The following is a 19,197-nucleotide window of genomic DNA, read 5'->3' on the forward strand; positions in this document are numbered from 1 at the left end:
GATACTGCATAGTATGTTTAAACTGTGCGCTTAAAACAGAGGATCAACCATGCAACGCTTTGCAATCCGCACCCTGTCGCTGGCGGTGATGCTTGCCGCAGGGTCTACCGCCATGGCGGCCGACCTGCTGCAGGTCTACCAGGAAGCCAAGAAGTACGATGCCACCATCGCGGCGGCGGAAGCAGCACTCCGTGCCGGCCAGGAGAAATCCAGCCAGGCCACGGCGCAATGGCTGCCCAAGGTGCAGCTGGATGGCCAGTATGGGCACTCCTCTTCGACTGCTGCGACGGCACGCGGCGATGTGAAGACGCAGGGCGATTCTTATGGCTATAGCGTATCGGCGTCGCAGCCTCTGTACAGCGCCACGGCCAGCGTCAATGCCAACCAGTTGAACGAGCAGGCCCGCCTGGCTGAAGTGACCTTTGCGGCTGCCCGGCAAGACCTGATACTGCGGGTGGCACAGGCTTACTTTGATGTGTTGTACGCCCAGGACAGCCTGGAGTTCGTGCGGGCCCAGAAGGACGCCGTATCGCAGCAACTGGCACAGGCCAAAAAGAGTTTTGAGGTGGGTGTGGCCACCATTACCGATACGCACGAGGCCCAGGCTAAGTACGACGGTATCGTGGCCAGCGAAATCGCGGCGGAGAACGAGCTGACGGTGAAGCAGAATGCCTTCCTGCAACTGACCGGTGTGCCTGCGGTTGGCCTGGCCGGTTTACCTGCCAAGATGATGGCCACCCCGCCAGTGCCGGCCGACATCAATGCCTGGGTCAAGCAGGCCGAGCAGAAGAGCCTGGCCATAGAGGGCCAGCGCGGTACCCTGGCCATTGCCGAGGCCGAGATAGACCGCTATCGCTTTTTGCGCCAGCCTACGCTGAACCTGGTGGCCTCGTATGGCCAGGATTGGTACAAGAAGGATCTGGCGGCCAATGCCAAGGACAAGCGCGACAGCAGCATAGGCGTGCGGCTGGAGATACCGATCTTTACCGGCGGCGCCACCAGCTCCAAGCTGCGTGAATCGCTGGCCTCGCGCGATGAAGCCCAGCACAAGCTGGAAGCCACCCGCCGCGATACCGCCCAGACCACCAAGCAGGCCTTCCTGGGTGTGCAGGCTGGTGCGGCACAGATCAAGGCGCTGGAGCAGGCGCTGGTGTCGTCGCAAAGCTCGCTGGATTCGACCAAGCTGGGCCGCGAAGTGGGGGTGCGTACCACGCTGGACCTGCTGAATGCCCAGCAGCAGTACTACTCCACCAAGCGCGATCTGGCCCAGGCGCGGTACAACTATCTGGTGAACCAGCTCAAGCTATCGGCCGCCGTGGGCGATCTGGCGGAGAAGGATCTGGAAGCCGTGAATGCCAAGCTGGCGCGCTGATGGGTGTGCTGCCGGCGGCCTGAAGTGACAGGCCGTTTGCGCTGAGGTGTGGTTGGCTGTGATGCCCCGACTTGTTTGAGTTGGGGCATTTTTCTTGGTGGGGTGAGCGTGGGAGGCTGATGCGCTGCGTGAGTATTCAGGTGCAGCGCTGCGCTCATGCGGCGCAATGCGCTTTGCTTATTGCGCCCTACGGGCTGCGGGCCGAGTCAGTTTCTCCCCAGGACTTCCTTGGGCATGTCGATATCCAACGCCTAGTTGGCAACCAAGCGTTTGAGCCGGGCGCTCTATTCTTCAAGGGTGGCGGAAATTATGTGGCTCATGTCTGGCCCAGCATGTTGGCAATTGGCAAGGTGTATTACTGATGTACGGGTCTGAGGGAGCCTCATAATCAAGGTTCTGAATCCCCACAGGTTCCCGCTGTGGTACACGACGTCTTGACCAAACCTTTGCGTAATCTCTAATCCAAATCGGTAGTCAGGCACCCTTCCATCTAAGAACGGAGAGGGCTGCAGCATTGCATGGAGGAGGCTCGAACTGTCGGCCCACTGGCGGTGCCATTCCACTTCCCACCGTAGCAGCTCAGCGATGCTGCCATACATGCCGCCATCGCCAACCGTGTTGGCATTGCCCAAGTGCTGCTGGTATCCCGAGGAACGCGCTGGGTCCCTGTCGTAACTGAACACCCGATTTTCAATGACATCAAAACGGTCGTCATCGTATGTCAGACCGTGAATGCCAAGCGGCTCAAACAGTGTCTTTCTGGCGTAGTCTTTCAGCGACATGCCGCTCAGGCGCTCGACCAGGGTTGCTAGCAAGGTATAGTTGCTGTTGCTGTAGCGATGTTCAGTTTGTGCAGGACATTCCACTGTGTCCATGCGAGCAATCAGTTCCAGAATAGTTTTGTTGTTGAAGTAGTCGGCTTCGTGGCGCCCCAGCTGGCAATACAGGAACTGGAAATAGTCGGGAATCCCGCTGCTATGATTCAGTAGACTTCGCAACGGAAAGGGTTGCTCGAAATTTGCCAGCTCCGGCAGATGCGCGCAAACGTCGTCATCGAGACTTATCGTGCCGTCACGCACTAATGACATGATGCAGGCTGCTGTGAATTGCTTCGATTCCGATGCCAAGTAGTATGCAGAGTCGCGAGACAATGGCGTTTTCAGCTCCAGCGAAGCCAGGCCATGATGGCATTCCAGTACTGCTTCCCCGTCCTGAAGGACTGCAGCGCTGAACCCAGGACCGTTTGACGGCAAGCGCGCTGCCAACTCTTGGTAATAGTTTCTAATTGCTTGCACGTGACTCCGGATGCTTTGCTAGGGAAAAGCCGGAATTGTCGCAAACTCACCTTGTAACGGAAACACTGAAAAAACTTCGCCATCTTGGCGCGGTATCAATACAGAGGCTGGATGCAGCCGGCGCATGTCGATTTGACGATTTCGCGGGCCTTTCTGGCCGAGATTTCAGTGTATCCAGGCGTGTCGGGTTTTCCTTTCTGCGCTGTGCTGATGGCACGCTAAGGGCGATGGGATGCACGCTCTTGGCACGGCAAAACGGAGTTTGCGCTGGGTGAAATGATAAAGGCCGCTTGCGCGGCCTTTGGCTGCGGCGGGTTTATTCTCGTTCGAAGATGTTGCCCAGGTTGCCCAGTACTGAGCCTTGCTCGCCGCCGGCGCTGCCGCCCACCTTGGAGGCGCCGACGATGCGGTTGGCCAGGCGTGCCAGGGGCAGGGATTGCAGCCAGACCTTGCCGGGGCCGCGCAGGGTGGCGAAGAACAGGCCTTCGCCGCCGAACAGGGCGCTCTTGATGTTGCCGACGTACTGGATGTCGAAGTCTACGGTGGGGGCGAAGGCCACCACGCAGCCGGTATCGACACGCAGGGTTTCGCCTGGCTTGAGGGTTTTTTCGATGACGGCGCCGCCGGCGTGGATAAAGGCCAGGCCGTCGCCTTCCAGCTTTTGCAGGATAAAGCCTTCACCGCCGAAGAAGCCGGCACCAAGTTTTTTCTGGAAGCCTATGCCCAGCGATACGCCCTTGGCGGCGCAGAGGAAGGAATCCTTCTGGCACATGAGGGTGCCGCCGACATCGGGCAGGTGCACGGGGATGATCTTGCCGGGGTAGGAGGCGCCGAAGGCGACCTTTTTCTTGCCCTGGCCCTGGTTGATGAACACGGTGGTGAACAGCGACTCGCCGGTGATCAGGCGCTTGCCGGCGCCCATCAGCTTGCCCATGAAGCCCTTCTGGGCGTCGGAGCCGTCGCCGAAGATGGTATCCATATGGATGCCGTCTTCCATGTAGAACAGGGTGCCGGCTTCGCCGACGGCGGCTTCGCCGGGGTCCAGTTCCACTTCCACAAACTGCATATCGTCACCGAACAGCTGGTAATCGATCTCGTCCATTGCCATTGCTTTTCTCCTAGTGAGGCGGTGCAAAAGGTGATTGTTGCCTGTGCCTGGCGTACCGGGTGCAGGTGGCTTACTCGCCCCAGCGCTGCATCAGCGCGTGGGGGACATTGATTTGATCCAGTATGCGTGCCACCACGAAGTCCACCAGTTGGGCGATGGATTGGGGATGGTGGTAGAAGCCTGGATTGGGAGGCAGGATGCAGACGTTCATGCGGGCCAGCTTGAGCATGTTTTCCAGGTGCAAGGCGGAGTAGGGGGTCTCGCGTGGCACGATGACCAGCTTGCGGTTTTCCTTGATGGCGACGTCGGCGGCGCGCTCTATCAGGTTGTCGCTCATGCCGGCTGCGATGGCTGCCAGGGTGCCCATGGTGCAGGGGCAGATCACCATGGCATCGGCGGGGTTGGAGCCCGATGCGACGGGGGCGAACCATTCTTCGCGGCCGAATACCCGCAGCTGGCTGTCGGCCACGCCGTGGCGTTGGCGCAGCATGGTTTCGACGTCCTTGGCGCGCGATGGCCAGGTTTCGTCCAGCTCTTGCTTGATGACGATCTGGGCGGCCTGGGAGTACAGCAGGTAGACCTGTACGCCGGCGGCCAGCAGGCATTCGAGCAGGCGCAGGCCGTAGGGCATGCCGGAGGCGCCGGTCAGCGCCAGGGTGACGGTGCGGGGCATGGTCATGTGGGGCTGGACTCCCTGTGCCGCACCAGCACCTGGCGGTCCTGTGCAAAATGGGCGGCCAGCTTTTCGGCCAGCCAGACCGAGCGGTGTTGGCCGCCGGTACAGCCAATGCCGACGGTGACATAGCTGCGGTTGTCGCGATCAAAGGCGGGCAGCCAGTTTTCCAGGTAGCGCAGGACATCGGTGTACATGGCCTGGGGGGCGGCCTCGGCCTCCAGGAACTGGATGACGGGTTGATCGAGCCCGGTGAGGGGGCGCAGGCTGGGGTCGTAGTAGGGGTTGGGCAGGCAGCGGGCGTCGAACACGAAGTCGGCATCCAGCGGCAGGCCATGCTTGAAACCGAACGACTGGAAGATGAGGGTAAGGCGGGACTGGTCCAGTGCCAGGAACTGCTTGACCCAGGCCCGCAGGGCGTTGGCGCTCAGCTCGCTGGTATCGACCCGGTGCGACAGATCGGCGACGCTGGCCAGGATCTCGCGCTCCAGGCTGATGCATTCCGCCACGGTGTAGTCGGTGTGCAGGGTGGAGAGCGGGTGCTTGCGGCGGGTTTCGGAAAAGCGTTTGAGCAGGGATTCGGTCTTGGCTTCGAGGAACAATACCCGTACATCCAGGCCCTGGCTCTTGAGGTCTGCCACGCAGTCGGGCAGGGCGGGCAGGCTTTGAGCGCCGCGTATGTCCACGCTGATGCCTACCCGCTGATGGCCTTCACCTTGCAGCAGGCGCACGGTTTGCGGCAGCAGGGTGGCGGGCAGGTTGTCTATGCAGTAATAGCCCAGGTCTTCTAGCAGTTTGAGGGCGACGCTCTTGCCGGAGCCGGACAGGCCCGATATCAGTACGATCTGCAGCACGGTGGCCATGGCCGCTTATTCTCCTGATTCCATGAAACGTTGGTGCCGCTCGATGAACTCGCGGGTGGAGTCGATGCCACGCAGTTGCAGGATGTAGTTGCGCACGGCGGCTTCGACCAGCACGGCGAGGTTGCGGCCGGCGGCGACGGGCAGTACGACCTTGCGTATGGCGACATCCAGCACGGCCTGGGTGGCGGCTTGCATCTGCAGTCTATCCAGCGGGGTGATGGATTCGGCTTGCTTGGTCAGGTGGATGATGAGTTTGAGGTTCTTGCGCGGACGGACGGCGGTTTCACCGAAGATGGTGCGGATATTGAGCACGCCCAGGCCGCGTACTTCGAGGAAGTCGCGCAGCAGGGGCGGGCAGCGGCCTTCCAGGGTGTCGGGGGCGATGCGGTAGAGCTCTACCACGTCGTCGGCGACCAGGCCGTGACCGCGCGAGATCAGTTCCAGGGCCAGTTCGCTCTTGCCCATGGCGCTTTCGCCGGTAATCAGCACGCCGACCTCCAGCACGTCGAGGAACACGCCATGCAGGTTGGTGGAGACGGCCAGCGCCTTGGCCAGATAGAAGCGCAGCACGTCCATCAGGTAGGGCGATTGTTCGGGCGAGGTCAGCAGGGGGACATGGGCGCGCTCGCAGGCTTCGCGCAGTATATCGGGCGCGGGCTGGCCGTTGGCGATGATCATGGCCGCCATATCGGTGCTGAACAGGTGGTCCAGCGATTTTTTCAGGGCGGTGGCTTCTACCTGCTGCAGGTAGGCGATTTCGGCCAGGCCCAGTACCTGTATGCGGTTGGGGTGGACGAAGTTGAGGTGACCAACCAGGGCGTGGGCCGGTTTCTGATTATCGGCCTCGTTGGACAGCAGATTGTTGGCGCCGCTCTGGCCTGCCAGCCAGGTCAGGCGCAGTTTTTCTGCGTTGTCGATGAACAGCTGGCGGACGGTGATTTGGGGCATGGTTCCGTTTCTGTATCAGGCCTGATAGCGACGGTGCCGGGGGCGGGGCCGGGGCTGGCGGCCGCAGGGGCTCAGGCTTGCCAGTGGGTGAGCAGTTGGTGCACGTCTTCCGGTGTGGTGGCCTGGCTCAGCGCTTCGCGGACTTTTTTGTCACTGAACAGCTGCGCCAGTTCCGACAGGATCTGCAAATGCAGGTCGGTTGCCTGTTCGGGCACCATCAGTACGAAGGCGAGGTTGACCGGCTTGCCATCCGGTGCTTCGAAGGGGATGGCTTGCTTGAGGCGCACAAACACCCCTACGGCCTCCTTCAGGCCCTTGATGCGGCCGTGCGGTATGGCGACACCCTGGCCCAGCCCGGTCGAGCCCAGCTTTTCGCGGGCGAACAGGGCGTCGAAGATGGCGGCGCGGGCGATGCCATGGCTGTTCTCGAACAAGAGGCCGGCCTGTTCGAACAGGCGTTTCTTGCTGGTCAGGTCCAGGTCGAGAAAGACGTTGGTCAATGGCAGGAGTGAGGCGATCAGGGCCATGGTTGTGCAATGCTGAAATAGGCCGCCATTGTACGCCGGTGGGCGGCTAGGACAAGGCGTGAAAGTCGGCTTGCGCTGAGGGTGTGGTGCCAGTGTGGCATGGTCTGCATCAGAATGGAAAACGGGAACGGTGTCCCTGTACCGTTCCCGTTCCCTCTCGTCACTTTCGCTTTGCTGCTACGGCGCCGTCAGGCGGCTGCCTGATCGTGGCTTTCCGGTTCTACATGATGCTTCATGGCATCGGTGTGGCGGTCTCCATATCGCTTTTCTTTGTGCTTTAACACTTGCCGATCCAGCTTGTCGGCCACCAGGTCTATGGCGGCGTACATATCGGGCTCGGTGGCTTCCACATGGATATCCTTGCCGCGCAGATGCACATTCACTTCAATCTTCTGCTGCAGCTTGTCGACGCTGAGGGTGACGCCCATGTCGATCACATGATCGAAGTGGCGGGTGACCCTCTCCAGCTTGGTCTGCACGTATTCGCGGATGGCTGGGGTTACGTCGAGGTGGTGCCCACTGATGGTCAGGTTCATACGACTCTCCTTGTGTTAAGGACGCCGCCTAGCTGCGGGGCGGCTACAGGGACTTTCGTTGGTTCACGGGAGGGATCTGCAAGGCTTCACGGTACTTTGCGACGGTACGGCGGGCAACATTGATGCCCTGCTTGCCGAGCACTTCGGCCAGCGTACTGTCACTCAGTGGTTTCTTGGGGTCTTCGTTCTGTATCAGTTGTTTGAGAAGGGCTTTGATGGCGATGGCCGAGCATTCGCCGCCCGAGTCGGTATCCACATGGCTGCCGAAGAAATACTTGAACTCATAGATGCCACGCGGCGTGAGCATGTATTTCTGGGTAGTCACCCGAGAGATGGTCGATTCGTGCAGGTCCAGCTCCTCCGCAATATCGCGCAGCACCAGGGGGCGCATGGCGACTTCGCCGTGTTCGAAAAACCGCTGCTGCTTTTCGACGATGGCCTGTGCTACGCGGAGTATGGTGTCGAAGCGTTGCTGGACGTTCTTGATCAGCCACTTGGCTTCCTGCAGCTGGCCGGAAAGGCCGGTGCCGTTTTCACGATGTTGCCGCAGGATGTTGGCGTACAACTGGTTGACCTTGAGTTTGGGCATCGCAGCTTCGTTCAGCTGGACCGTCCAGCCGTTGCGAAGCTTCTTCACCACCACGTCTGCTACCACGTAGCGGGTGTCAGTCTCGCCGAACACTGCTCCGGGCCGGGGGTTCAGTCGCTGTACCAGCAACTGTGCGGCTCGTAGGGCGGTGTCGTCGCATTTCAGCGTTTTCTTAAGCTTACTGTAGTCCTTGTTGGCTAATAAATCGAGGTGCTCGGCCACAATCTCAAGTGCCAATCCGCTGGCCGGTTCGTGCTGCATCAACTGCTGCAATTGCAACTTCAGGCAGTCCTTGAGATCGACTGCGCCCACGCCACAAGGTTCCAGCTGGCGTATCAATTGCAGGCTGACCTGCAGCTCTTCCAGCTCGATTTCCAGCTCGTCGCGCAGGGATTCGGGGATCAACTCAAAGATTTCGACCAACGGTAGGCCAAGGTAGCCGTCGTCGTCCAGCGCGTCTATGACCAGGGTGGCCACGGCATGGTCGCGCTGGCTCAGGGGCAGCAGGCCCAGTTGGGCCAGCAGGTGCTCGCGCAGGGTGCTGATGCGGGCGACGTTGGCCTGGGGGTCGAACTCGTCGTCGTCTTCGCGCTGGCGCCCGCCGCCGCTTTCGTTCCAGTAGCTGTCGCCCAGCGCGCCATCCATGTCGAAATCGGGTTCGGCGGTGTCGGTACTGGGGGCCTCGTCGAGCGAGGGGGGCGGCTCGGCCACCTCCACCGGGCTGCCGTCCTCGCGTACCGGATGGATTTCCGGCTCGTTGTCGTCCTCGCGCTCCAGCATGGGGTTGTCCTGCAGGAAGCGTTCTATCTCCTGGTTCAGGTCAAGCGTGGAGAGCTGCAGCAACTTGATGGATTGCTGTAGCTGTGGCGTAAGCGTGAGTGACTGGGAGAGCTTGAGTTGGAGGGATTGTTTCATGCTGACACGGTAACAGGCTAAAGCCTGAAATGCTCACCCAGGTAAACCCGGCGGACATTGTCGTTATAGACGATCTCTTCGGCGCTCCCTGAGGCCAGGACGCTGCCTTCGTTGATGATATAGGCGCGATCGCAGATGCCCAGGGTCTCTCTGACATTGTGGTCGGTAATCAATACGCCGATCTTGCGCTCCTTGAGGAAGCGGATGATTTTCTGGATATCCATCACGGCGATGGGGTCTACCCCGGCAAAGGGCTCGTCCAGCAGGATGAAGCGTGGGTTGGCAGCCAGGGCACGGGCGATCTCGCAGCGGCGGCGTTCGCCACCCGATAGCGAGAGGGCGCTGCTGTCGCGCAGGTGGGCGATATTCAGCTCGCGCAGCAGCCTGTCCAGCCGGCGTTCTATTGTTTCGCTGTTGGTGACATGCAGCTCCAGGATGGCGCGCACGTTCTCGGCCACGGTCATGCGGCGGAAGATGGAGGCTTCCTGCGGCAGGTAGCCTAACCCCAGGCGGGAGCGCTGGTGCATGGGCAGGTGGGTGATCTCGGCGTCATCCAGGAAGATCTTGCCGCCGTTGAGTGCGACCATGCCGACTATCATGTAGAAGCTGGTGGTCTTGCCGGCGCCATTGGGGCCGAGCAGGCCGACCACTTCGCCGGCATCGACGTGCAGCGAGACATCGCGGACCACCGTGCGGGATTTGTAGCGCTTTTGCAGGTGCTGGGCGGACAGGCGTGCGGTCATGGCTTGGCTTGGCTCTCGGGCTTTTTCTTGGGCTGTATCACCAGCTTTACCCGGCCATCTGTGCCGGGGGTGGCGCTGGCATTGCCTTCGGCCCGGAAGATCTCGGTCACGCTGTTGTAGACGATATGGCTGCCGCTCAGCTCATCCTGGCCGCGCTTGAGCCAGGCGTTGCCGGTCAGCTTGACGTCGCCGGTCTTGCTGTCGTAGTCGAGCTTGTCGGAGCGGGCATCCAGCCAGACTTCCTGGCCTTCCATCTTTTGCTTGAACTTGACGGGCCGGCCACTGGCCTGGACGGTTTGTTCGCCGTCTGCCTGCTCGGTGATCACGGCCTGGTCGGCGTCCAGCGACAGGGTACCTTGTACCAGCCTGACACCGCCTTCCAGCACGGAGCGACCGGTTTTCTGATCCTGGCTGACGCGGCCGGCATCGACATTGATGGGTTTGCCGCTGTCGGCTTTCTCGGCCAGGGCCAGGGGGGCCAGCAGGGTCAGGGCGCTGGTCAGCAGCAGCTTAGCGTTGAGGCGGGGCATAGTAGAGGCTCACATTGGAACGCAGGTTCAGGCGTGTGTTCGGGTGGTCGTAGTCAAAGCCGGTGCTGCGCATGCGGTTGCCGCCGCTCACCATGTCGGCGGGGGCATCCGAGCTGGCCAGGCCGCGGGTGATGTCCAGCTGCAGGCGGCTGCTCTTGAGAGTCATGGCGTCTACGCCGGCTGCGGCGGTGCGGTGCATGCGTACATCCTGCTCGAAGAAGACCCGGTCGCCGCCTTCGGTGATGCGGGCTTTTTCGGCGTTGATGGTGAGCGTGGGCTCGCCGGGCAGGGTGCGTACCAGCAGGGCGTCCGCAAATTCGGAGTGATCGTCATGCGGATAGTGCCGCATGCCGCTGGCGGTCAGCTGGTAGAGCGGCTTGCCATCGGGGCCGTAGCCGGTGGCGACAAAGCGGTTGATGGTGAGGTCGGGGTCGCGGCTGCCGGCGGGGGGCGAGAAGTAGGGCAGGTTGGTGGCGCGGTCCAGCAGCAGTGCCATGCCGGCGAGGAGGCCGAGCAGTAGCAGGGGGAAGGCGCGGGCCGCGCGGTCGGGCAGCATGCTCACTTGAGATAGGGCGCCAGTTGTGCGTCCAGGGTGCCCTGGGCTTGCATGATGATTTCGCAGGCTTCCCGCACGGCGCCGTTGCCGCCACGCGCACCGGTGACGTAGTGGGCGTGCTGGCGCACCAGGGTGGGGGAGTCGGGTACGGCGACGGCGAAGGCCACGCGGCGCATGACGGGCAGGTCGATGACGTCGTCGCCCATATAGCCGCAATCGGCCATGCTGAAGCCGGTGTCGCTCAGCAGTTGCTCAAATGCGGCCAGCTTGTCGTGGGCGCCCTGGATCAGGTGATCGATGCCCAGGTTGCGGGCTCGGTGCTCTACCAGGCGGGAGTTGCGGCCGGTGATGATGGCCAGCGCTACGCCGGATTGCCGCAGCATCTTGAGGCCGTGGCCGTCGAGCGAGTTGAAGGCTTTCAGCTCTTCGCCGCTGTCGGTGTAGTAGAGGCTGCCGTCGGTCATGACGCCATCGACGTCGAATATCATCAGTCTTACGTTATGTGCGCGTTCCAGCACCGTATTTTCCTTGTCTGCCAGATCACCATGGGGCGCCGGCTTGCTATCCGATATAGAGAGGTATAGGGCTTACACCACGCCGGCGCGCAACAGATCGTGCATGCGCAGGGCGCCTACCAGTTTGCCTTCATCCAGTACCAGGACCACGTAGACCTTGGCCTGCTCCATCAGCTGCACGGCTTCGGCTGCCAGCTTGTGGGCGGCGATGGTCTTGGGGTTGCGGGTCATGAGCTGGGCGATGTCCACGGCTTTGAGGTCCAGCTCCCTATCCATGGCGCGGCGCAGGTCGCCATCGGTGAAGATGCCCTGCAGCTTGCCGTGGTCGTCGACCACGGCGGTCATGCCCAGGCCTTTGCGGGTAATCTCGAACAGTGCGTCGCGCACGCTGGCGGTCTGTTTGACCATGGGCAGTTCGTCGCCCTGGCGCATGACATCACGCACATGCACCAGCAGGCGCCGGCCCAGGCTGCCGCCGGGGTGGGAGAGGGCAAAGTCGTCGCGGCCAAAGCCCCGCGCTTCCAGCAGGCAGACGGCCAGGGCGTCGCCCAGTGCCAGTGCGGCGGTGGTGCTGGCCGTTGGGGCGAGGTTGAGCGGGCAGGCTTCCTTTTCGACACGGGCGTTCAGGTGGATGTCGGCGGCCTGGCCCAGGGTGGAGTCGGGATTGCCTGTCATGGCGATCATCCGGGCGCCCTTGCGCTTGATGGCGGGTAGCAGGGTGACCAGTTCATCGCTCTCGCCGGAGTTGGACAGGGCCAGCACGATATCGTCGGCGGTGATCATGCCCAGGTCGCCATGAGCGGCCTCGGCCGGGTGCATGAAGAAGGCGGGGGTGCCGGTGGAGGCCAGGGTGGCCGCCAGCTTGCGGCCGACATGGCCAGACTTGCCCATGCCTGCCACCACGACACGGCCCTGGCAGCCCAGCATCAGCTGGTGGGCAGCGATAAAGCTGTCGTCCAGCCGCCCGGCTACGGCCTGTATGGCCTGCGCTTCGATATTCAGCACATCGCGGGCCAAGGCCAGCAACTCTGCTGCGTTGGGGGTGTGTTGGGTAGTCATAAGGCGGGAGTATAAGGGATGCCAAGGGAACGTCAGTATTCCTGTTTGGTTCCTGTCCCGGGCGGAATGTCGCGCGTGGGCGGGCGAAAGCCTGCCGTATTCGTATAATTCTTCCGTTGACCGCCACTGATCGCCTTTATGCACCATGCGCTTGAGACCGTTCTGCTACTCCTGGCCGCCGCTGTGGCGGTGGTCACTTTGTGCCGCCGTTTCCAGCTGCCGGCCATGCTGGGCTATCTGCTGGTGGGGATTGCCATCGGCCCGCACGCGTTGGGCTTGATACGCAGTTCTACCGAGGTGGCTGAGCTGGCCGAGTTTGGCGTGGTGTTCCTGATGTTCAGCCTGGGTCTGGAGTTTAGCCTGGCCAAGCTGACGGCCATGCGCACCCTGGTGTTTGGGCTGGGTTCGGCCCAGGTGGTCAGCTGCATGGCGCTGGTGATGGGGGCGGCGTTACTGTTTGGCCTGCCATGGCAGGCGGGCTTGGCGCTGGGGGGAGCCCTGGCGATGTCGTCCACCGCCATCGTCAGCAAGATGCTGGCCGAGCGGGTGGAGATCAATGCCATACACGGGCAGCACGCCATCGGGATCTTGTTGTTCCAGGATCTGGCGGTGGTGCCGCTGCTGATCATGATTCCGGCCCTGGGCCGTGCGGGTGGCGATCCGTGGCTGGTGCTGGGGCTGGCCTTGGTCAAGATCGTCCTGACCTTGGTGATCTTGCTGTACTTTGGCCCCAAGCTGCTGCGGCCGTTGTTCCATCTGGTGGCCAAGGGGCGCTCTACCGAGTTGTTCGTGCTGAATGTGCTGCTGGTGACGCTGGGTATCTCTTATGCCACTTCGCTGGCGGGGCTGAGCCTGGCCCTGGGGGCGTTTCTGGCGGGCATGTTGATTGCCGAAACCGAGTACCGTCATCAGGTGGAGGAGGATATCCGGCCGTTCCGTGATCTGTTGCTGGGGCTGTTCTTTATTACGGTGGGCATGCGGCTGGATCTGTTGGCGGTCTGGCGCGAGTTGTTGACGGTGCTGCTGGTGTTTGCGTTTCTGCTGGTGGGCAAGGCGGCCATCATTGCCGGCCTGACCCGCTGGTTTGGCCGTAGCCCTGGCACGGCGGTGCGTACCGGCATTGCTTTGGCGCAGGGGGGGGAGTTCGGCTTTGTGTTACTGGCGCTGGCAGCCAGCTCGGGCATCCTGCCGCCGGTGGCCGAGCAGGTGGCGCTGGCGGCCATCTTGTTGTCGATGCTGGCGGCGCCTTTCCTGATCCAGCAAACCGAGACTATCGTGCGCCGCTTTATCGCATCGGACTGGATGTTGCAGGCCATGCGGCTGACCCAGCTGGCGGCCAAGACCATGGCGACCTCGGACCATGTAATCCTATGCGGCTACGGCCGCAGCGGGCAGGCGCTGGCCCGGCTGCTGCAGCAGGAGCAGATAGATATCTATGCCTTGGACCTGGACCCGGAGCGGGTGAAGGAGGCGGCGGCTGCTGGCGAGAATGTGTCGTTTGGTGATGCCACCCGGCGCGAGGTGTTGATGTCGGCGGGCCTGACCCGTGCCCGTGCCTTGATTGTGACCTATGACCATACGCCCTCGGCGCTGAAGATATTGCATGTGGTGCGGGAGGAGCGGCCTGACCTGCCGGTGATCGTGCGTACCTGGGATGACACCGATATCGAGCGGCTGCGCGCGGCAGGCGCGGATGAAGTGGTGGCGGAGATCATGGAGGGCAGCCTGATGCTGGCCTCGCACGCGATGATGTTGCTGGGTGTGCCGTTGAACCGGGTTTTGCGCCGCATACGCGATGCACGGGAGGCGCGTTACAGCCTGTTCAAGGGTTTCTTCCGTGGCGCGACCGACGATAGCCTGGAGGAACAGGCGCAGCCCAGGCTGCACTCGGTGGCGCTGGACACCCAGGCTGCGGCGGTGGGCAAGCCCTTGGCGGACCTGGATCTTGCCGACATGGGGGTGCTGGTGAAGACGTTGCGCCGTGGTGGGCGCCGTATTGATGAGCCGGGCAGCGAGGAAGTGCTGATGGCCGGCGATGTGGTGGTGCTGCTGGCGGGGCCGGAGATGCTGAGCCGGGCGGAGCGGCGTTTGTTGAGCGGGGAATGAAAAAAGCCCGCCAGGTGGCGGGCTCGATAGTCTGGCCTAACGCTTGTTACAGGGCGCGGCAGACAGTGTAGGACAAGGTTTCGTTGTACGCTGCCGGATTCGGAATGGCTGCTACCGGTGCGGTGTTGTTTCCCGCTACGCCCAACGCAGCCCGTATGGTGCCCGTGCTGTTGGCGCCATCATCCAGTTGCTGGTCGATGGACAGGGCATATTTGCCGCTAACATTGCCCATGCAGACTACGGCGCCGGCCATGCCCTGAACACCACGGGTTACCCCCATCAGGCCGCTGCCAGCGTGGGTGGGAAGGCCACCCAAGGCGACGGTGGCGATTGCGGGGTCGCCGGCCACCAAGCCTGCGTAACGCAGATCGCGCCAGAAGTTGATGTTTTCGCCGTTGGTGGTGAATGGGTTGGCTGCTGCAGCGCCAACCAAGCCATTGCCATCGCCAGCGACGGCAGCAGCCCAGCCGCGGGCAGGAAGTGCGGCGATGTCATCACCAGGCAGAGCGCGGTAGCGATCACGATAGGAAGTCATGGCGGCGGCAGTGCCATTCAGGTCATTGATCATGTTCTTGATCTTGCCGTTCTCTATCATCTCCTGGCCTTTGAGCACACCGCCCAGCAGCAGACCGATGATGACGAGGACGATGGCAATTTCGATCAGGGTGAAACCCTGCTGTTTGCGCGCGATGGAATTCATGGGGGGCAATCTCCTGCTGTAGGGAATTTCGCTCGAAGGCGAGCTGAGCAAACACTAAGCAATGCATGTGCCAATATCTATAGTCCAGCTTGAGTCGCTTGTCAGCTTGCTGTTGGCATATTAATTCTTGCTGATGTTGTGATTTCAACAGCCCCTGTCGGCGTATCGTCGGAGCGTGCATGTCTTTAGATTGGCTGTCTGTTCTGTCGCGCAAGCTGCTGGCACCCGAGGTGCGCTTGCGTTGGCTGCCCTTGCTGCTGGTGTGGCTGTTGTTCCTGGCGGCCTGGCTGCCGCAGGGGCATGCCGCTTTGCGCTTGTTGCTGCTGGCGCAATTGGGCCTGCTCTTGTTGTGGCAACCGGTGTATGCGCCCCAGCGGGACATGAACGCCTGGGGTCTGGCGGGAATGGCGCTGGCGGCGCTGGCCCTGGCGCTGTTTGCGGGGCCGGCATTGCTGTTGGGTTGGGCGGCGCTGGTGGCGGCGCTGGTGGGCGGGCGGGCGGCAGGAATGTCGGCACCTGGCCTGCGCCGGTTGCATCTGGGCCTGGCCTTACTGGTGCTGCTCTTGCTCTGGCTGCAGTTGTTGCCGGCCGCGCTGTTGCAGGCGCCGCCCTGGCCGCGGGCGGTGTCCTATCTGTTGCCAGCAGGCTTGCTGCTGTTGGCCGTGTGGCCCATACCGGCGGCTGAGCCGCCGCAGGCACAGCCGCTGGATTTTCTCTACAGCCTGCTGCTGCTTTTGCTGACCCTGCTGGTCTCGCTGGGCACTGCGGCCTTGGTGCGCGGCTGGCAGTACCAGTATGTGGCTGCCCTGGCCACCATGCTGGTGGCGACCGGCGGCCTGCTGGCGGCCCTGGCCTTGCTGTGGAATCCGCTGGGGGGCTTTGCGGGCATAGGGGCTTTGTTCTCGGCCCAGCTGTTTCAGCTGGGTTCGCCTTTTGAGCTGTGGTCGGCACGGGTAACGGCGCACTATGGCCGCGAGACGGATGCTGAGGTATTCCTGAAGGCGGCTTTGAGGGAGCTGCTGATGCTGCCCTGGGTGGCGGGCGGGCATTGGCGCGGGCCGGGTGGGGAGGGGGAGTTTGGTGTCAGGCGTGGGGCGGGTATCTCGCTGACGGCAGGGGATTTGCAGCTGGTGCTGAGCACGCGTGGGGCGATCACCACGGCGCACAGATTGCAGTTGCAGCTGGCGGTGCGCCTGCTGGAGCAGCTCTATCTGGCCAAGCAGCGCGAGGCCAGGCTGGCGGAGCACGTTTATATAGAGGCGGTGTACGAGACGGGGGCGCGCCTGACCCACGACATCAAGAACCTGCTGCAGGCCTTGCAGGGGTTGATAGGTGCGGCCCAGGTCAGCACTGACCCGCATAGGCTGGCCAGCCTGTATGCCAGGCAGTTGCCGGAGATAGGGCGGCGGCTGGAGGTGACACTGGGGAAGTTGAGTGCGCCGACGCAGGGCGACTTCGGGCGCCAGACTGTGCTGCCTGCGGCTGTGTGGTGGCAGGGCGTGGCCATACGCTATGCCGATGCCGGAATCGCGCTTCAGCCCTTGCCTTTGGAGTGTCCGCCGGTATCGGCGGAGCTATACGACTGCGTAATGGATAACCTGTTGCAGAATGCCTTGAACAAGCGTGCTGTCGCCAAGGAACTGGTGATCAGTGCCGGGCTCGATGGACGCGGCGGCCTTTGGGTGGAGGATGATGGCGAGCCTGTTCCGGCATCGCTGGCAGCCAAGTTGCTGCAGGCGCCAGTGGAGTCAGCCTCTGGCTTTGGTTTGGGCTTGTACCAGGCGGCACGGATGGCAGCGGCCGCTGGAGGATGCTTGGCCTTGGTGGAGAATCGGCCTGGGAGGGTGCGCTTTGAGTTTGCTGCTAACAAGAGCTAGGGCAGCGTACCTGCCTCGATAAGGCGATTTAGCAAGATGCCTGGTGGTAGCCAATTCACGACATCATCGAACTCACCGCCAACTGCTGCCGCCTCCTGAGGGTCGTGCATAACGAAACGACATGGTGCCGGCGTGGCGGGGGCGCAGGGGTTGGTGATCGTGTCAAGTGCATTCCTGCCGTCAGCATTGGCTGCCTCGTCTGCGCCTATCGGTTCCATTGCTGAGTGTAGATTGAATGCGCTACCGCGAGCGCGCAGGCCGTTGTCGCCATGCATTACCCAGACGGCAGGGACGTTGTCAGCCAGTACGGCTGTGCAGGTGGCCGTCGTGCAAACATCCAGCGCGGCGGCCGGTGTGGCCAGCGTAATAGGTGCGGCGTTGTCTGCATAAGCGGGATCGACCCGATAGCGCACGCGGTTGCCCCAGGGGTCAGTTCTAGATAGCCCCAGCGTCGCAAAGGGTAGCCAGCCTTCGTTGCTGGTACAGTTTCCGGCCGGTGCGCGACCTTCCAGTCCGTTGCCGGTAATGTCTGGGCAAGGCAGGAATTGATTTTGGATGGCGTAGCCCAGGAGTGCGCTCCGCACATTGTCGGAGAGGCTACGTGCTTCGCTCATGCGGGCATTCTCTATCTGCGTTGGCAGGCTCATCATGATGCCACCGAGTACCAGGGCGACAATCACCATGACAGTGGCTACTTCGGCCAGTGTGAAGCCTAAGCAAGAGCGCGAGGCTTTGAGGCGAAGGCTTAGGGGCATTGCGGGTTTCCTGGTGGGGTGAGAATGTTGGTGCTAGTGGTGCTGTCCCACGCCAAAGTAATGGGAGCGCAGCCCGGTATTTGCAGGGTGGCTTGCTGCGTGGCTACTTGGTTGTAGGTGAGGGCATCTATCCATTCTCCAGGCGTGCTTGTGTCGTCGAGCAACCATGTTGGTAGTGGGGGGGTGTTGATTGCTGCGCTGAAGGTCGCATTGTCAGGGTATGCATCGCCATTGCTTTGAGCGTAATTGGCGAGGCGAGTAGCTATCTCTCGATATGCCAGACCTGCGTGCATCGATAGTAGCTCCTTGCGACTGATCACTAGCAGTTGATCATTAAATGTAACGGAGGATGCGCTGCGGACCAGAATGCGGTTGTTGTCTGCGTTGCTGGGATTGGCGGTGCAGCCGATGGGGGTTCCTGTTACGCCTTCCAGATACTGAGCAGCTGGTGCTGATGGGGCGCGACCTGTCTGTGTGGTAAGCGGTTCAGAGGGCGAAAGGATCGCGATGGCAATATCGTTGGCGGCTGGTTGGGCCGCGTCACAGAGGCTGAGCCAGTGAGTGCTGTCTGTATCTAGCAGGGAATAGCCTGACGCAGCGTACCAAAGCGCATTGCCGGTTTCGTTTGCTGGTTTTAGGGCGTATCTGGCGTAGTTCAGGCGTGCTGTGACGAATGTATCATCGTTGACGATCAGATCCGCCGGTAGACGGGCGTCGGCCCGTGGAGCGCTTAGAATGGCGCCTACTAGGGCCTGCCGTGCCTCATTCATGCTGTCCTGATCTACTTGGTTTTGCTGCAGCAGGCCGGGTTGGCTGCCTAATTTGCTGACCAGCAGGCTCAACATCCCCATCGCAACCAGCAAAAAGAAGATAAGCAGGGCATTTCCCCGCTGTTTGCGTGGTGGGCGGGTCTTGGGGTTTGCTTTGTTTTGCATGATGAGGCTCCTAAGCAATGTTGATGCCTAACAACCACTTAGCGAAATTGTGGGATTTTTTTGCACGAAGTGTTTGACAGGGCGCTAAAGCATCACCATAATGCGCCGCTCATTCAGGAGGGGTTCCCGAGCGGTCAAAGGGATCAGACTGTAAATCTGACGGCTCTGCCTTCGAAGGTTCGAATCCTTCCCCCTCCACCAGAATTCAGAAGTAGGTAGCGTCGCGGTGTGAAGTGCTCCGCGTGGCAAGTGGGTTTAGAGGTCTTGTCGAGCGGGTGTAGCTCAATGGTAGAGCAGAAGCCTTCCAAGCTTACGACGAGGGTTCGATTCCCTTCACCCGCTCCATCTGTTTTGTGTGGAATGCCCATGTAGCTCAGGGGTAGAGCACTCCCTTGGTAAGGGAGAGGTCGGCAGTTCGAATCTGCCCATGGGCACCATCGCTTGATACGTTTCTATTCGCAATCAAGGACTCCAAAATGGCAAAAGAGAAATTCGAGCGGACTAAGCCGCACGTAAACGTTGGCACCATCGGTCACGTTGACCACGGCAAGACCACGCTGACCGCCGCGATCACCACGATCCTGTCGAAGAAGTT

20 protein-coding genes and 3 tRNA genes are annotated in these 19,197 nt (G+C 61.7%); 7 read left to right on the plus strand and 16 right to left on the minus strand.

The features are described from left to right. Positions 1 to 49: 49 nt before the first annotated feature. Positions 50 to 1,372 (plus strand): TolC family outer membrane protein, encoded by a 1,323-nt coding sequence (locus QWZ03_RS03945; RefSeq protein WP_290331561.1) that lies wholly within the window; start codon positions 50 to 52, stop codon positions 1,370 to 1,372. A gap of 284 nt (positions 1,373 to 1,656) precedes the next feature. Here QWZ03_RS03945 and QWZ03_RS03950 read toward each other — a convergent pair whose 3' ends face one another. From QWZ03_RS03950 to QWZ03_RS04010, 13 genes are all read right to left on the minus strand, one after another. Continuing rightward, positions 1,657 to 2,667, minus strand: coding sequence for a serine hydrolase domain-containing protein (locus tag QWZ03_RS03950; protein ID WP_290331562.1), 1,011 nt, complete (start codon positions 2,665 to 2,667; stop codon positions 1,657 to 1,659). Between the two features lie 316 nt (positions 2,668 to 2,983). Continuing rightward, on the minus strand, positions 2,984 to 3,775 hold the full coding sequence (locus QWZ03_RS03955; protein WP_284197145.1) for a TIGR00266 family protein: 792 nt from the start codon (positions 3,773 to 3,775) through the stop codon (positions 2,984 to 2,986). Between the two features lie 70 nt (positions 3,776 to 3,845). Continuing rightward, positions 3,846 to 4,454: a flavin prenyltransferase UbiX gene (locus tag QWZ03_RS03960; RefSeq protein ID WP_290331563.1), complete on the minus strand. Its 609-nt coding sequence runs from the start codon at positions 4,452 to 4,454 to the stop codon at positions 3,846 to 3,848. Then, positions 4,451 to 5,311 carry an RNase adapter RapZ gene (gene rapZ, locus QWZ03_RS03965; protein WP_308447512.1) on the minus strand — a complete coding sequence of 287 codons (861 nt, stop codon included), beginning with the start codon at positions 5,309 to 5,311 and terminating at the stop codon, positions 4,451 to 4,453. The genes QWZ03_RS03960 and rapZ overlap by 4 nt, the downstream gene beginning before the upstream one ends. Before the next feature lie 6 nt (positions 5,312 to 5,317). Further along, positions 5,318 to 6,259, minus strand: a complete 942-nt coding sequence (gene hprK / locus QWZ03_RS03970) for an HPr(Ser) kinase/phosphatase (RefSeq protein WP_290331565.1) — start codon at positions 6,257 to 6,259, stop codon at positions 5,318 to 5,320. A gap of 71 nt (positions 6,260 to 6,330) precedes the next feature. Then, entirely contained in the window at positions 6,331 to 6,786 is a 456-nt protein-coding gene (locus QWZ03_RS03975) for a PTS sugar transporter subunit IIA (protein WP_284197148.1), read from the minus strand. A gap of 188 nt (positions 6,787 to 6,974) precedes the next feature. Beyond that, positions 6,975 to 7,322: a ribosome hibernation-promoting factor, HPF/YfiA family gene (gene hpf, locus QWZ03_RS03980; protein WP_284197149.1), complete on the minus strand. Its 348-nt coding sequence runs from the start codon at positions 7,320 to 7,322 to the stop codon at positions 6,975 to 6,977. Between the two features lie 43 nt (positions 7,323 to 7,365). After that, positions 7,366 to 8,826, minus strand: a complete 1,461-nt coding sequence (locus QWZ03_RS03985; RefSeq protein ID WP_290331566.1) for an RNA polymerase factor sigma-54 — start codon at positions 8,824 to 8,826, stop codon at positions 7,366 to 7,368. A 17-nt stretch (positions 8,827 to 8,843) separates the two neighbouring features. Then, positions 8,844 to 9,569 (minus strand): LPS export ABC transporter ATP-binding protein, encoded by a 726-nt coding sequence (gene lptB, locus QWZ03_RS03990; RefSeq protein ID WP_284197151.1) that lies wholly within the window; start codon positions 9,567 to 9,569, stop codon positions 8,844 to 8,846. Continuing rightward, positions 9,566 to 10,099 carry a lipopolysaccharide transport periplasmic protein LptA gene (lptA, locus tag QWZ03_RS03995; RefSeq protein WP_284197152.1) on the minus strand — a complete coding sequence of 178 codons (534 nt, stop codon included), beginning with the start codon at positions 10,097 to 10,099 and terminating at the stop codon, positions 9,566 to 9,568. Before lptA ends, lptB begins: the two co-directional genes overlap by 4 nt. Beyond that, a complete protein-coding gene (gene lptC / locus QWZ03_RS04000) occupies positions 10,080 to 10,655 on the minus strand; it encodes an LPS export ABC transporter periplasmic protein LptC (protein WP_290331567.1) in 576 nt (191 codons plus the stop codon). Before lptC ends, lptA begins: the two co-directional genes overlap by 20 nt. A gap of 2 nt (positions 10,656 to 10,657) precedes the next feature. Further along, positions 10,658 to 11,173, minus strand: a complete 516-nt coding sequence (gene kdsC / locus QWZ03_RS04005) for a 3-deoxy-manno-octulosonate-8-phosphatase KdsC (protein WP_284197154.1) — start codon at positions 11,171 to 11,173, stop codon at positions 10,658 to 10,660. A 69-nt stretch (positions 11,174 to 11,242) separates the two neighbouring features. Continuing rightward, positions 11,243 to 12,229 carry a KpsF/GutQ family sugar-phosphate isomerase gene (locus QWZ03_RS04010; protein ID WP_284197155.1) on the minus strand — a complete coding sequence of 329 codons (987 nt, stop codon included), beginning with the start codon at positions 12,227 to 12,229 and terminating at the stop codon, positions 11,243 to 11,245. Positions 12,230 to 12,367: 138 nt separating this feature from the next. On the opposite strand from QWZ03_RS04010, the gene QWZ03_RS04015 reads away from it, so the two are divergent. Then, on the plus strand, positions 12,368 to 14,335 hold the full coding sequence (locus QWZ03_RS04015; RefSeq protein WP_290331568.1) for a monovalent cation:proton antiporter family protein: 1,968 nt from the start codon (positions 12,368 to 12,370) through the stop codon (positions 14,333 to 14,335). 46 nt (positions 14,336 to 14,381) lie between these two features. Here QWZ03_RS04015 and QWZ03_RS04020 read toward each other — a convergent pair whose 3' ends face one another. Further along, positions 14,382 to 15,035 (minus strand): prepilin-type N-terminal cleavage/methylation domain-containing protein, encoded by a 654-nt coding sequence (locus QWZ03_RS04020; protein WP_290331569.1) that lies wholly within the window; start codon positions 15,033 to 15,035, stop codon positions 14,382 to 14,384. A gap of 179 nt (positions 15,036 to 15,214) precedes the next feature. On the opposite strand from QWZ03_RS04020, the gene QWZ03_RS04025 reads away from it, so the two are divergent. Further along, on the plus strand, positions 15,215 to 16,912 hold the full coding sequence (locus QWZ03_RS04025; protein WP_290331571.1) for an ATP-binding protein: 1,698 nt from the start codon (positions 15,215 to 15,217) through the stop codon (positions 16,910 to 16,912). On the opposite strand, the gene QWZ03_RS04030 is transcribed toward QWZ03_RS04025, so the two are convergent. Both QWZ03_RS04030 and QWZ03_RS04035 read right to left on the minus strand, forming a co-directional pair. Beyond that, positions 16,909 to 17,595 (minus strand): hypothetical protein, encoded by a 687-nt coding sequence (locus tag QWZ03_RS04030; protein WP_290331573.1) that lies wholly within the window; start codon positions 17,593 to 17,595, stop codon positions 16,909 to 16,911. The two genes, QWZ03_RS04025 and QWZ03_RS04030, sit on opposite strands and share 4 nt — an antisense overlap. A gap of 62 nt (positions 17,596 to 17,657) precedes the next feature. Beyond that, on the minus strand, positions 17,658 to 18,602 hold the full coding sequence (locus QWZ03_RS04035; protein ID WP_290331574.1) for a hypothetical protein: 945 nt from the start codon (positions 18,600 to 18,602) through the stop codon (positions 17,658 to 17,660). A 116-nt stretch (positions 18,603 to 18,718) separates the two neighbouring features. Here QWZ03_RS04035 and QWZ03_RS04040 point away from each other — a divergent pair. From QWZ03_RS04040 to QWZ03_RS04055, 4 genes are all read left to right on the plus strand, one after another. Then, positions 18,719 to 18,803, plus strand: a tRNA-Tyr gene (locus tag QWZ03_RS04040). 70 nt (positions 18,804 to 18,873) lie between these two features. Then, a tRNA-Gly gene (locus QWZ03_RS04045) sits at positions 18,874 to 18,947 on the plus strand. 17 nt (positions 18,948 to 18,964) lie between these two features. Further along, positions 18,965 to 19,039: transfer RNA gene (locus QWZ03_RS04050), tRNA-Thr, on the plus strand. 39 nt (positions 19,040 to 19,078) lie between these two features. Next, the coding region (locus QWZ03_RS04055; protein WP_040724515.1) for a GTP-binding protein at positions 19,079 to 19,197 on the plus strand (119 nt) is incomplete at its 3' end.

The sequence above is a fragment of the Chitinimonas viridis genome (genome assembly GCF_030409555.1).
Classification (GTDB): Bacteria; Pseudomonadota; Gammaproteobacteria; order Burkholderiales; family Chitinimonadaceae; genus Chitinimonas; species Chitinimonas viridis.